The organism is Desulfosoma caldarium (assembly GCF_003751385.1).
In the GTDB taxonomy this organism is placed as follows: domain Bacteria; phylum Desulfobacterota; class Syntrophobacteria; order Syntrophobacterales; family DSM-9756; genus Desulfosoma; species Desulfosoma caldarium.
Genome location: NZ_RJVA01000010.1, coordinates 82,719 through 95,785 on the forward strand (window position 1 = coordinate 82,719; position 13,067 = coordinate 95,785).

Below are 13,067 nucleotides of genomic sequence, written 5' to 3' on the forward strand. Positions count from 1 at the left end.
TGGCTTGGTCAAGGCCGCGAAAAAGAGAAAACAGCATGGACATCGATGTCATTCGCGACATTTGCGACACGCTGAAACCTCTGGTGGAAAGAACGTCGCACGTGATCGCCGTTTATGTTTTCGGGTCCACAGCCACAGGTCGGGCCACGGCGAAAAGCGACGTGGATCTGGCCGTGCTGCTGCATCCGGACCCAGGGCCGGACTTCGATCTTTTGGGGTTCATGGTGGAAGCGGAAAAGCTTCTGGGAAAAGCCGTGGACGTGGTGGTCCTCAACCGAGCCGGAGAGCACCTCAAATACTTGGTTCGTCGGGACGGCATTCTCATCTACGATCGGGATCCCACGGTGCGCACGCGATTCGACATGCGAAGCCGCAAGGACTACCAGGACTTTCTCTACTACCATCGACGCTATGTGAAGAAGATGCAGGAGCAGCTCTCCCATGGTCGATAAAGTGCTGGTTCAGCGCATGTGTTCGGACATTCGAGCCAATGTGCAGCTTCTGCGCGAGGCAACAGATATCACTTGGGAAGTGTATTGCCGGGATCCACGCTCTCGTCGGTTCGTAGAAAGGACGCTGCACATCCTTGTGGAGACCTGCATCGACATCGCTCATCACATCATTTCGGACGATGGGTTCGAGGAGCCAACCTCCTACAGTGAGGCCTTTCAAATTCTTGCCACCCATGGCGTGCTGCCCATGGAGGAGGTAGAAATTTACGAGCGCATGGCCCGATTCCGCAACCTGATCGTCCATTACTATGAAAAAATCGACGATGCCGTGGTTTTTGGTGTCTTCAGAAACCACCTGCATGATTTCGAACGCTTCGCGGGCCACATCTTGAATTATCTGCAAGAACACGGGACCTAGACCCCTTCAGCGCCCTCGCCGTGTCAGGAGTCCTGCTGCCGGTCTGATCTTGATAGCCAATCTGGAATGGATAACATGGTGAAAGACATGACCGTTGTGCGATGAACTTTTCACAGCGCCACCCACTGCACATTTCTCAGCCTCTGCATCGAAGCAAACGGCGGGACCCTTCACACGCTAATTCACGTGCTGAGCAAACACAAAAAGCCCTTGGTTTCCCAAGGGCTCGAGCGTACCGAACAGACTGTGAGCTTTCAACGGGCTGGTGGAGATGACGGGATTCGAACCCGTGGCCTCAGCCTTGCGAAGGCTGCGCTCTCCCAACTGAGCTACATCCCCCCATGCAAAGTAGAATTCGTATAGCGCTTTTGCCGAATCGTGTCAAGAACGGCATGAAAAACCTTCAAAAGTCCAAAAGGACTCGGTCTCTGCGGTTTTTCCCGGGAACCCGGGTCTCTGGGTGGCACCAAGGACGGGCGGGACGCTCGCGCTCCCAGGGGGGATGAAGAGGGGTTCTCGGTCAAACGGCACCAAGACTTCAGGGCATCAACCCGGCTTCTTCCTTTGGCAGGGCCACCTGGTGATCGGTGCTGAACTGGTCGTCTCGAAAAACATGCTCAGCGCTGAGAATCTGGTAGGTGCCGTCGGGATTTTTTCGCGTCGTTTCCTTCAGCCGTGACGTGGTGTGGCCGCAGGTCCAGCACTGGTCACGGCGCATGTGAGTGCACAGGCACATTTTCTCAATTTTCTTGAGCTGCTCGGCGCCACCGTTTTGGGCCGCCTGATCGTAGGCTTCCAGGTATGAGCAACGGCCCGAGCTATCTAGAAGGTATCCGTAGGCTTCGCAGGCGGGTCGAACCCGACGGGACATGGCCGGGCAGTCTTTGAGCATGCGCATGGGGTAACCCATTGAGGACTGCATGTTCACATCAATGTCCACCACCAACGCCTGAAAGTAGCCCTGTTTCCCTTCATCCAGAAGTCCCGATTCCCGAATCACGGTGAAGCGGGTGGCCACCTGCACGGGCGCGGCTCCCTCTTCCATGAAGGCCACGGCATCTGTGCCCGTGAAAATGCCGCCTGCCGGAATGACCGGAATGCGGAGCCCTTCCTGTTTTAGGTACCCAAGGACCTCCTGAAAAATGGTTTTGAGATCGAGCCGATGCCAGTCCCGGCCAAAGCCAAGGTGCCCGCCGGCCAGGAGACCTTCCACCACCACGTGATCGGGAACGCGCTTCAGGCGAGCCGCTGGCACGACAAAGAGCTTCAGAACGCGAACCGACGAGACGACCACACCCAGCAATGCCTGGCGAAAGCGCGAATGATCGGCCATGAGCGCAAATCTTGCCAGGTGCAATCCTGCACTCAGAGTGATGCCATCAAAGCCAGCATTCAAAAGCCGCCTTGAGGCGCGCCTGCAGGGTTTCCTTGGGGTTTCCCATGGTAAGCTTTTCCATGCAGTTGAGAAAGATCAGGCCGGCCCCTCGCTTTTGCGCCATGGTCTTGGTCACGTCAAGCCGCGTCGCTTCCGCTACCTGCGCTGCCTGAAACGCCGCTTCAGGCTTGTCCGCACGCTTCACACTCGCCCGATGATACCGAAGTTTTTCGGACACGAATTGAGTCCCAAGCTCCTGGTCGGTGACCGCGGGCAGCATGGCATCAGGAATGTGCCCGACACCCCCGAGTCTGGCAGCTTCCAGCGCCAGTTCGGTGGTCGAGATGTTCACACCCATGCCACCGATGATCAGAGAAACCCATTCGTTTCCAGCCACTTTTCAACGCAAATCGTCCACTCTTTTGCCCATCCTCTGTGCCTTTCCAAGGACCGCGGATTGTCTCTTCAAATACCCCGAGGATAAAATGAACGCTATTCAGTCTGGCCTGCATAGCACGAATGCCATGCCTAGGATAGGATCGAAGGAAAAAAGGACGCGAACATGCTGAGTGAACTGCAGAAAAAGGCCGCCCAGGCCATCGTCAACGTCTTTGAAACCGGTCGCCCTCAGGGCGACTACGGTCAAGTCACCTATCATCCCAAGGATCCCGGCGAATTGACCTTCGGCCGATCCTAAACCACCTTGGCCAGCAGAAACCTTTACTTGCTGGTGCGGAACTACTGCGCCGTTTCGGATGCCGCCTTTGGCTCAGAACTTTCCATCTACCTGGATCGGCTAGCCCATCGGGATCGCTCTCTTAACTTTGACGATCGCCCCAAGGGACTTCTGCGGGAAGCAGGCCAGGATCCAGTGATGCGGGACTGTCAGGATCGCTTTTTCGATCGCATCTATTGGGAACCGAGTCTCACGTCTTCGACCAATCTTCACATCACATCGGCATTAGGTGTTTCCGTGGTCTACGACAGCCGCGTGCATGGATCCTGGCTGCGCCTTCGCGATCTCACCACGGCGCAGTTAGGAAGTCCGTCCGATGTGGGGGAAAAGGCCTGAATCGAAGGCTAAGTGCGCCGCCGCCGGGACTGGCTCGCGCAACACAGCAACACCCTGCTTCAAAAAACCGTGTATCGTATGGAAAGCTTTCGAAGCCTCATGGACCAGCACAAGTGGGGCCTGGAATTGCCGTTCGTGGTCCACGGCGCGCTCATTGACGCTTCCGTGCTGCTGGAGGGTTCGGTGCGCGTTTCCGCCGAAGAACCGGACTCGGCACGCATTCTTCGGCTGCAAACGCCGGCCATGCGCGGCGAGGATGTGCGCCGGCTTCAGGAAGCTCTGGTCAGAGCGGGCCATCGCGTGACCCTCGACGGCGTGTTCGGGCCCGAGACGGCACGGGCCGTCAAAGCTTTTCAACAGGCTTCGGGACACCTCAAAGTGGACAGCATGGTGGGACCGGCAACGCGAGCGGCCCTGGGGCTGGAGGACTAAACAAGAAAAGCGGGCAGAAGCCCGCCTTTTCGCGCAGTTTTAAAGGCTGTCATTCGCTGGACGACGATGAAGACGTCCCTGAAGACGAGGGCGTCGAAGAGGAGGAACTATCGGAACTGCTGGATCCCGCGTCGGCGCTCTTCTTGGCATGCGAATTGTCGTTTTGTTTTCTTCCCGCATAATCCGTCACGTACCAGCCGGATCCCTTGAGGTGGAACGTGCTCATGGAAATCATCTTGCGCAGCGGCCCATGGCAATGGCAACACTGGGTCAGGGGCGGATCGGAAAAGCGTTGCATGGCTTCGGTGATCTGACCGCACTGTGTGCATTCGTATTCATAGATGGGCATAACCTACAACCTCCTTACCGATTGGGGCGGAATAACCTTGTGTGCGACGCACAAGATGTTTCATGGGCATTATAAGGTTCGATGTCTCCTTGTCAAGGCTCACCGACCTATCGGAAAAAAAGGTTTTTTAGGGGAACCGGCGATTGCATTCCCAAGCCTTTTTCTTTAGAATCGCGCCGTTCGGCCGCGGTGCCGAACCGAGTGGACAAATTAAATTGGAAAACTAAAGATTGAACTGCGGCGCGCCGACCACAGTGGAGGGGAAATCATGCGAAGCCGAACACGTTTAGGGATGTGGAGCATCCCGCTGCTGGCTGCAGCGCTTTTGGGGTCTGCCATGCCGGCGCGAGCCCAAGAGAAGCCCTTTGTTTTCGGGCTGCTTCTCGTGGGGCCTTACAATGATAAGGGTTGGAGCCAGGCGCACTACGATGCGGGCCTGTATGTGGAACGAAAAATTCCTGGCACCAAGATGCTTTACATCGACAAGGTCAACCCCTCGGATCGACCGGGCATTACCATCCCCCAGGTGGTGGACGATCTGGTGGCCAAAGGGGCTAAGCTAGTCATCGCCAATTCGGACGACATGAAGGACGGCATTCGCGAAGCTGCGGCTCAGCATCCGGACACCTATTTCGTCCATGTGTCCGGAGACGATGTTCTGACAGGCAAGGCCCCTTCAAACCTGTCCAATCTCATGGTGCGCATGGAATACGGCAAAATGATGGCCGGCTTTGTGGCGGCACTCACCACCAAGACGGGCAAGATCGGCTACCTGGGCCCGCTCATCAACGAAGAAACCCGCCGGTTGGCGGCGGCGACCTATTTGGGAGCCCGCCATGCCTGGAGCAAAGTGCGCAAGGAACCGGCGGACAAATTGCGCTTTAAGGTCACCTGGATCGGTTTTTGGTTCAATATTCCCGGGGTCACGGCCGATCCCACGCAGGTGGCGCAGAACTTTTTCAACAGCGGCTATGATGTGGTCATTTCTGGCATTGATACCACAGAGGCTCTGATCGTGGCTTCCCAAAAGCGTAAGGAAGGCCGAAAGGTCTGGGCCGTGCCCTACGATTACAAAGGCAGCTGTGAGGCCGCTCCCGACGCCTGCCTGGGCGTGCCATACTACAACTGGGGGCCGGGCTACGTCTCCCTTGTGCAGACGGCCATGTCGGGTCAATGGAAATCCCAATGGCTGTGGCTGGGACCAGATTGGAAGGACTTGAACAATGAAGACACCAGTTCCCTTGGGTTCACGAAGGGACCAGCCTTGAGCCCCGACGTGGCGAAAGCCCTGGACGGCTTCGTGGCGGATCTAGCTTCCGGAACACTTAACTTGTTTACCGGCCCTCTGTACTATCAGGACGGGTCCGTTTTTGTACCGGCGGAAGCCACGGCATCCGATCATGACATCTGGACCATGAAACAGCTTCTGCAGGGCATGGAAGGCCCAAGTAGCGCCAAATAAGGGGCCGAAAGCGAAGGCCATTTTGGAGGCGGTGCGCTGAAGCCAGCGGGCCGCCTCTCGTTTTCCCATGGAGCGCCATGGAGATTGAACTTCGGAAAATACATAAGTTTTACGGACCGGTGCATGCCAATCGAGGCATCGATTTGCACGTGCGTTCCGGCACCATCCACGGTGTGTTGGGAGAGAACGGTGCCGGTAAGAGCACCCTTATGAAGATTCTCGCCGGAGCCACACCTCGATCCTCCGGAGAAATTCTCTTGGACGGGCGCGCGGTGGCGTTTGCGCATCCGGCCGAAGCATTTCGAGCCGGCATCGGCATGCTGTATCAGGACCCACTGGATTTTCCACCTCTTACTGTTTTGGAAAACTTCAGGGTAGGACAGCCTGCCCATCCAAGAAAATCCGCCAAGGCCTGGGCAAACCTTCTGGATTCCCTGTGTCGCGCTTTCGGTTTTTATCTCGATCCCAAAGCCCCGATGGAGTCCCTGACTCTGGGAGAACGCCAGCAATTGGAATTGGTACGCCTGCTGTCCTTGGGATGCCGGCTGCTTATTCTGGATGAGCCCACCACGGGCATTTCCGCGGCCCAAAAGGAACTTTTGTTTCGCGCTTTGCGACGCGTAGCCAAAGAAGGCAAGACCGTGCTGCTCGTGTCGCACAAGCTGGAGGATGTGGAAAGCTTGTGCGAACACGTCACCGTGTTGCGTCAAGGGCAGGTGACGGGATCCCTGAGCGCTCCCTTCGACGCCCGAGACATTCTGCCCCTCATGTTCGGCACGCCCCCGGCCCCTTTGCATAAGTCCACTCGAACCTTTCAGCATGTCAGCTTGGAATTTCTCCAGGTGAGCGCTTCAGGTGGGCGAGCGGGGTTGCATGAGGCAACGGCCACCTTTCGTCGAGGAGAAGTGGTGGGCCTGGCGGGGCTGGAAGGAAGCGGCCAAGGCGTTTTTTTACGGCTCGCTGCCGGACTGCAGCGCTCCACATCCGGGCACCTTCGCCTTTTTGGGGACGATTGCACGGGATGGTCTTACCACGCCTTTCGACGGCGCGGCGTGGCGTTCGTGCCTGAAAACCGCCTGGAAGAAGGCCTCATCGCGGGCCTCACCCTCACGGAACATTTCGCTTTGGCCGCCTGCACCCCGAGCCTTCGCGTACCCTGGCATCAGGCGCGTCAGTTGGCCGAACAAAAGGTGCAGCAGTTTCGCATTCGAGGCTCCGCTAATTCCCATGCCGACGCCCTTTCGGGAGGAAATCAGCAGCGCCTGCTCCTTTCCCTCATCCCTTCCGACGCTTCCGTGCTTTTGCTGGAACAGCCCACGCGAGGGCTCGATGTGGAATCCACACACTGGGTCTGGAAACATCTGCTGCGCTTGGCCGACTCCGGCGTGACCATCCTTTTCAGTTCCGCCGAACTAGACGAGATCCTCATGGCTTCAGACCGCGTGCTCGTTTTCTATAACGGACGCATTGTGCTGGATGTGGACGCTCAGGACGCGCACCCCGACCTTGTGGGTGCTGCCATTGCCGGCCGACTGTCACTGTGACATCAAAGGAAAACATGAAGACACCATCGTTTCGAGAAACTATTCGTCATCTTTTTTGGATTCTGGTCCTGGCCCTAGGCCTCAGTTCCGCCGTGGTGGCCCTGAGCGGCGTCTCTCCCTGGGACGCTTACCGCCACATGCTGCTGGGATCTTTGGGATCCTGGGAAAAACTGGCCCAGGTGTTTCGCGTCTGGATCCCTTTGACCCTGTGTTCTCTTGGCCTTCTGTACACGTTTCACATCGGGTTGTGGAACATCGGCGTGGAAGGTCAGGTTGCGCTGGGCGCCGTGGGTGCCACGGCCGTGGTACGCTGGGGCCTGGGCGCCCCTTCGGAACTGGTGCTCCCCGCAGCCCTTGTCGGGGCCGCCATGTGCGGCGGACTGTGGGCGTTGGCTGCGGGGCTTCTCAAGACGCAAGCCGGAGTCAATGAAATTTTTGCCGGCTTAGGCCTCAACTTCGTCGCCACAGGTCTGGTTTTGTGGCTCATTTTCGGTCCATGGAAACAGCCGGGAATCGCCAGCATGAGTGGCACGGAAACCTTTGCCGAAGCCTATTGGTTTCCGGGGCTCGCCGGATGGCACGTGTCCCCTTACGCGCTGGGCGCCACCGCGGCCCTAATGGGATTTACGGCCTGGATGTTGCGCGCCACGCGCCTCGGGCTGGCGTTGAAAGCCGTCGGCCGAAACGCGCAGGCAGCGCATCTTCTGGGCTTGAGCCCATCTCGATGGATGCTGCTGGCCATGCTTTTGGCCGGCGCTCTGGCCGGGTGGGCCGGAGCTTACCAGGCTTTGGCCGTCTATCACCGGCTCATTCCAAACATTTCTAGCCAGTACGGATACTTGGCACTACTGGTGGTCATGCTTGCCAGAGAACGCTGGTCAATGATTCCCTTCATCGCCTTTTTCTTTGCCGCTCTGAATGTAGGCAGCATTCAATTGCCCATGATGCTGCGCTTGGATTCTTCGCTGGCCGGCGTTATTCAGGGCAGCCTGGTTCTGGCAGCGTTGGCGGTGCAAGGCATGGCATGGAAGCGGAGCAAATCGTCGTGAGCGATGGGCATGTTTCCCTTTTTGTAGCAAGCCTTCTGGCTGGCGCGGCACCTTTGGTGCTGGCCGCCATGGGGGAAACCCTCACGGAAAAAGCGGGCATCATCAACCTCTCCCTGGACGGCACCATTCTTCTGGCCGCCATGGCGTCCTTTATCACCGCCTTGAAAACCCAGTCCTTAATTGTCGGATTCGGCGTCGGAGCCCTGACCGGAGCCATGGCGGCGGCGGTGGTGGCGTTCATGAGTCTTCATCTCGGCCAATCTCAGGTGGCCGTGGGCTTCGTGATCACCCTCATGACCAAGGATTTGGCGTATTTTTTGGGAAACGCCTACGCCCGCCTGCCTGGGCCGCAGGTGCCCACGATGCCCGTGCCGTGGCTCAAGGACATTCCGGGCCTGGGTCCCGCCCTGTTTCAACACACCGCGGTGACTTACGGCGCCGTGCTGTGCCTTGCCGCCACATGGATCTTTCTTTACCGGTCGCGCCTCGGGCTGGTGCTTCGAGCCGTCGGGGAAAATCCTCAAGCCGCCTATGCTCGGGGGATTCATGCGCGGCGCGTACAGTTCGGGGTGACGGTGCTTGGAGGGCTTCTTGTGGGGCTTGCTGGCGCGGCGTTTTCTCTGAGTGTGAAGCCCGGCTGGGGGCGGCCTCAAGGCGCCGAAGGTATCGGCTGGATCGCTTTGGCCCTGGTCATCTTCGGCGGCTGGCATCCTCTCAAGGTGGCCTTGGGCGCCTACCTTTTCGCCTTGCTGCAGATGCTCGGCATCACGCTGCAGGGCCTGTGGCCTTCCATTCCGTCGCAGGTGTTTCAAACCGCGCCGTTTCCGTTCATGATCTTCACTCTGGTCTTCATGCACCTGGGGGAAAGACCGGAAATGGAACGCTGGGCCGCCACAAGACCTTGGGTGGGACGGCTGTTACGGTCCTTAAGGGCGCGGGCTCCTCAAGCCCTCGGCCGGCCTGCTCTTCCCGAAAACCCATTGTGAGGCACCCCGAGCAACATGGTTTTCCGCAAAAAACCTGTGTTGTTGCTACAGCCAGAAGGCTTCGCTTTTCAGGGAGGAGTTCCACGGAGTGATCGGCTCCTGCCGGTCCGAAGGTTTGCCCACGGCCAAAGGCCTTCCCTCTGACGGCTCGCAGCGCACATTAACGGGCAAGGGGCCACATGAGGTCGGGTCTTTGCGGGCGGAAACACAGGCCACCCTACAGCGACCTTGCCATGTCGGGGGCGGTACCGCTCGTGAAAGTGGGCGTCCTCGCCCCCTGGTTGTGCGTGCCAGCGGCCTGCGTTTCAGCGGGGACGATGCCCATGGGTAGCGAGCTCAGGAGGACGTGTCCACGGGCTGCAGGCTCAGCGCCTTCAAGCGCGCCTCCAAAATTTCCACGTGAAGTTTTTCTTCCGCGATGATCTCCTGCAGGGCTCGAGCGCTCTCCCCCTCGTCCATGAACCCCGTGAGCATGTCGTAGAAAAGGATGCTGTCCTTCTCGAATTCCAGGGCCGTTTCTAGAATCTTCTCCAGGCTGTCCAATTGGGCCGGATCCACCTCTTTGAGGCTGAAGGTCTGGTCCCCGATCATGGACTGCAGAAGGTCTCCGGTCACTTCACGGACCCAGCGGTCTTCTCCTTCCTCTGCGCTCAGGCGTCCGCGCATCTCATTAAACCACTGTGCATGACGGGATTCGTCTTCCGCAAGATCGCGCAAGATGTCTCGCAATGATGGGTTTTTTTGCAGCTTCATGGCTCGCCGATAGTATTTTTCGCCGTTTTCTTCAATACGAACCGCCATCTTGAGCACTTCCTCGGCGCTGAACATGGCGTTAGCCTCCTGCAGACCGCGCTTCTCGGCCCATCATTCAGAAAGAATCCGTCCGTTCACCGTGGTTGCGCTGCTTTTTCCTGCTAAGCGGTACTATGGTCTGAGCCTTTTTGGCTGTCAAGGCGAACGCACGAGGGCACTTGTTCCTTGCAGGGCAATTGAGTAAAAGGAAACGCTTACGGCTGGGAAGAAAACGAGGATGGCCATGAAAAGGCACGCCCATGCTTTCGCGCAATGGCTCTGGGACGGGGCGCCAAATCATATTGGCCGCCGATTCTTGACGGCGTGCCTATGGCCCCTGGAATCCCTATACCGAGGCGGACTTCTTTGGAATCAGCGAAGACGCAGGAACCGAAGCCGAATGCTGCCGTGCCGGGTTATTAGCGTCGGCAACATCGCCGTGGGCGGCACGGGAAAAACGCCGACCGTCCTATGGCTGGCGCGGCGTTTTATGAAAAACGGTGTTTCCGTGGCCATCGTAAGCCGAGGTTACGGGCGCGCGGACTCGGGAGTGGCTCACGTAACGCTGCACGGTTCCACTCAGGAGGCCGCGCGCCGTTTTGGGGATGAGCCCGTACTTTTAGCGCGCCGTCTCTCCCAAGTGCCCGTATGGGTGGGTGCCGATCGTTTTCAGGCAGCGCTGCAGGCTTTGGCTCAGCACCACCCTGACGTGGTGCTTCTGGACGATGGGTTTCAGCATCGGCAATTACACCGGGATTTGGACATCGTCGTCCTGGATGCGGCTTGTCCCCTGGGCAACGGCCGTCTCCTTCCGGCGGGGCCACTTCGAGAACCCCCGGCCCATCTCTCCAGGGCCCATGCCCTGGTTTTTGTGGGAAAAGCCCACGACGCCGTGGCATGCCGAAAGGTTGTCGAAGCGTCAGGATTCCACGAAAAACCCTGCTTTCGAGCCGTTCCGATCCTCGGTGGCTTCTTCAAGGCAAAGACGGCTGAAGAGGTGCCTTTTCAGGACATTGTGGAACATCCGTGCGTGGTGGTGGCGGGTATTGCGAGACCTGAGCGGTTCTTTTCGGCAGTTCGGGCGATGAGAATTCCCTGCGCGCGCACGGTCGCCTTTTCGGATCATCATCGGTGGAGCGCGCTGGAGATGCGTTCCCTTTTGGCGTCCCTGCGGGTCACCAAGGCTCGTTGGATTCTCACCACAGAAAAAGACGCCGTGCGGCTTCCTGGTCCCCTGGCCGAGCGGGCCGTTTTCATTCGCATGGATCTGGATTTTGGAGCTGATTCGAAGCGGTTTGAAGAATTTGTCATGACAGCGCCTTCGTCGTCGGGCACGGCCGAGCGAAACGGGACGGGTGAACCATCCCATGCCGCCTGTTCGGTCAATAAACAAGGATGATCGACGCTCGGCGGGACACCGCATCGCGCCGTCATGCGCCGCTCGTGGAAAAGGAATTCGAAAGGCCGTTCTCAAACCAACGGCCAGGAGCCTTTTCGAGAATTTAAGAGGGGATTTTTGCCGCAAGGCGGGCTCCGGCACGAACGGAGAGTGGGAGTCCATAACCTGCTGGACATGCTGGATCCCCGCTACCGCGGGAATGACAAGTGATGATGGAGCGGAGGCGAGCCCTCGCTCAAATGCCACAATTCCCCGTTTCAGCGGAGGCAAACCGTGCGGGGATGGCCAATGAATGTTCCAAAGAGCCGAGATGCTCTGAAACAAAGGAGGAAATCTTCGTGCTGGATCACATCCCTGCCCTTGTGCGGGTGCTTTTTGTTTTTTTCGGCATGCTTTTCGCCATTCGCAAGGGGGTTTCTTTGGGCCACGCCTTCTTTGCGGGATCCGTCACGCTGGGCTTTCTCTTTGGTTTGGGCCCCGTGGACGTGGCCACATCGGTGTTTCGATCCTTTACCCATGCCAAGACCCTTTCCCTCGCCGCCGTCGTCTCGCTCATTTTGGTCCTCAGCCACAGCCTGGAAGCGGTGGGGCAGATGCAACGACTTTTGGCCAACTTTCAGGGATTGGTGCGAACGCCACGGGTGAACCTGGTGGTCTTTCCGTCGCTCATCGGTCTTTTGCCTATGCCCGGCGGGGCCATTTTTTCGGCGCCCATGGTCAAGGCGTTGGGTCGATCTTTTCGGTTCACGGGGGATCAGCTGAGCTACATCAACTACTGGTTTCGGCACATATGGGAATACTGGTGGCCTCTGTATCCCGGAGTGCTTTTGACCACTACACTGGCTTCGCTGAATCTGTGGGTGTTCGTTTTAGCTCTCTTTCCCATGACCGTCGTGGCCCTGGCCGCAGGGTATCTTCCCTTGTCTTTTGCCCAGCATGGCGAGGACACGTCCGATTCCCACAAGTCGGCAATTCACCACACCCGCCCTTCCCTTTGGCCTTTTCTTCGGGAATTGACGCCCATCGCCATGGTCATCGTGGGCGGCCTGGGACTGGGATTGGTGTTCTCCATGACCCTTTCACCTTCGGTGACCATCACCAAGGAACTGGGCCTCATCGTCGCCCTCGGCGCCAGCATTCTTTGGGTCTGGCACACAGGCCGCCTCGATGCCGCAAAGCGATGGCAGATTTTGAAACGCCGCCAGTTATGGGACATGTTTTACATGGTTGGAACCATATTGGTTTTCAAAGGCATTTTAGATGATGCCCATGCCGTGCAAGCCATCAGTTCTGAGCTTCTGGCTATGAAAATTCCGATTCTTCCCATCACCGTGATTCTTCCCTTTCTTGTGGGCATGGTGGTGGGCATCACTATCGCCTTTGTGGGGACCACCTTTCCCATTCTCATTTCCTTGGTGCACAGCTTTGGAGAAAGCCATGCCGTGCTGAGCTACATGATGCTGGCGCTGGTGAGCGGCTTTGTGGGGGTGTTGCTGTCTCCCATGCACCTGTGCCTGCTGCTTTCCAACGAGTACTTCGGCACACACCTCATGAAAGTCCTTCGGCTGGTGGCCCGCCCCTGCGCCGTGCTCATGGGCTGCAGCATCGTCTATTTTTTCCTTCTTCGACACTTGTTGTGACAACGGCTTTGGGGTCCCTTGTTTCCACCGAAATCTTTCGGTAAGCTGGGTTGTTGCGGCCTCGGGGCCCATGGGCATTCATGACATCGCGGAGGAT

The 13,067-nt window shown here is 58.0% G+C and carries 13 protein-coding genes, 1 tRNA gene and 1 pseudogene; 11 read left to right on the top strand and 4 right to left on the bottom strand.

All coding sequences use genetic code 11. The annotated features are described in order from the left end of the window. Positions 1–35 precede the first annotated feature (35 nt). Together mntA and hepT are read left to right on the top strand one after the other, a co-directional pair. A complete protein-coding gene (gene mntA / locus EDC27_RS03525; RefSeq protein ID WP_123289241.1) occupies positions 36–452 on the top strand; it encodes a type VII toxin-antitoxin system MntA family adenylyltransferase antitoxin in 417 nt (138 codons plus the stop codon). Continuing rightward, complete coding sequence (gene hepT, locus EDC27_RS03530) at positions 442–870, top strand: type VII toxin-antitoxin system HepT family RNase toxin (protein WP_211334760.1); 429 nt, start codon at positions 442–444, stop codon at positions 868–870. Before mntA ends, hepT begins: the two co-directional genes overlap by 11 nt. Before the next feature lie 263 nt (positions 871–1,133). On the opposite strand, the gene EDC27_RS03535 is transcribed toward hepT, so the two are convergent. Together EDC27_RS03535 and EDC27_RS16875 are read right to left on the bottom strand one after the other, a co-directional pair. Beyond that, a tRNA-Ala gene (locus EDC27_RS03535) sits at positions 1,134–1,209 on the bottom strand. 199 nt (positions 1,210–1,408) lie between these two features. After that, positions 1,409–2,642 (bottom strand): annotated as a pseudogene (locus EDC27_RS16875) (nitronate monooxygenase). A gap of 165 nt (positions 2,643–2,807) precedes the next feature. Between EDC27_RS16875 and EDC27_RS16695 the strand changes: the two are divergent. The 3 genes from EDC27_RS16695 to EDC27_RS03550 are packed head-to-tail and all read left to right on the top strand — an operon-like array spanning position 2,808 to position 3,749. Next, entirely contained in the window at positions 2,808–2,942 is a 135-nt protein-coding gene (locus tag EDC27_RS16695; RefSeq protein ID WP_281273106.1) for a hypothetical protein, read from the top strand. Positions 2,943–2,975: 33 nt separating this feature from the next. Continuing rightward, positions 2,976–3,317, top strand: a complete 342-nt coding sequence (locus EDC27_RS03545) for a chitosanase (protein WP_245994285.1) — start codon at positions 2,976–2,978, stop codon at positions 3,315–3,317. A 12-nt stretch (positions 3,318–3,329) separates the two neighbouring features. Beyond that, on the top strand, positions 3,330–3,749 hold the full coding sequence (locus EDC27_RS03550) for a peptidoglycan-binding domain-containing protein (RefSeq protein ID WP_211334763.1): 420 nt from the start codon (positions 3,330–3,332) through the stop codon (positions 3,747–3,749). Between the two features lie 49 nt (positions 3,750–3,798). On the opposite strand, the gene EDC27_RS03555 is transcribed toward EDC27_RS03550, so the two are convergent. After that, positions 3,799–4,098: an FmdB family zinc ribbon protein gene (locus EDC27_RS03555; protein WP_123289243.1), complete on the bottom strand. Its 300-nt coding sequence runs from the start codon at positions 4,096–4,098 to the stop codon at positions 3,799–3,801. Between the two features lie 268 nt (positions 4,099–4,366). Here EDC27_RS03555 and EDC27_RS03560 point away from each other — a divergent pair, with 268 nt between their 5' ends. The 4 genes from EDC27_RS03560 to EDC27_RS03575 all read left to right on the top strand — a co-directional run bounded on the left by EDC27_RS03560 (position 4,367) and on the right by EDC27_RS03575 (position 9,139). Next, positions 4,367–5,560, top strand: a complete 1,194-nt coding sequence (locus EDC27_RS03560; protein WP_123289244.1) for a BMP family lipoprotein — start codon at positions 4,367–4,369, stop codon at positions 5,558–5,560. Positions 5,561–5,637: 77 nt separating this feature from the next. Next, complete coding sequence (locus EDC27_RS03565) at positions 5,638–7,104, top strand: ABC transporter ATP-binding protein (protein WP_123289245.1); 1,467 nt, start codon at positions 5,638–5,640, stop codon at positions 7,102–7,104. A gap of 14 nt (positions 7,105–7,118) precedes the next feature. Beyond that, a complete protein-coding gene (locus tag EDC27_RS03570; protein ID WP_123289246.1) occupies positions 7,119–8,153 on the top strand; it encodes an ABC transporter permease in 1,035 nt (344 codons plus the stop codon). Beyond that, positions 8,129–9,139 carry an ABC transporter permease gene (locus EDC27_RS03575; RefSeq protein WP_123289247.1) on the top strand — a complete coding sequence of 337 codons (1,011 nt, stop codon included), beginning with the start codon at positions 8,129–8,131 and terminating at the stop codon, positions 9,137–9,139. Before EDC27_RS03570 ends, EDC27_RS03575 begins: the two co-directional genes overlap by 25 nt. 336 nt (positions 9,140–9,475) lie before the next feature. On the opposite strand, the gene EDC27_RS03585 is transcribed toward EDC27_RS03575, so the two are convergent. Then, on the bottom strand, positions 9,476–9,967 hold the full coding sequence (locus EDC27_RS03585) for a ferritin family protein (protein WP_123289249.1): 492 nt from the start codon (positions 9,965–9,967) through the stop codon (positions 9,476–9,478). 208 nt (positions 9,968–10,175) lie between these two features. Between EDC27_RS03585 and lpxK the strand changes: the two genes are divergently transcribed. Further along, positions 10,176–11,330, top strand: coding sequence for a tetraacyldisaccharide 4'-kinase (gene lpxK / locus EDC27_RS03590; protein WP_170161556.1), 1,155 nt, complete (start codon positions 10,176–10,178; stop codon positions 11,328–11,330). Positions 11,331–11,668: 338 nt separating this feature from the next. Continuing rightward, the gene (locus tag EDC27_RS03595; protein WP_170161557.1) at positions 11,669–12,970 is read left to right on the top strand and encodes a DUF401 family protein; all 1,302 of its coding nucleotides are present in this window, start codon (positions 11,669–11,671) and stop codon (positions 12,968–12,970) included. The last annotated feature ends 97 nt before the right edge of the window (positions 12,971–13,067 follow it).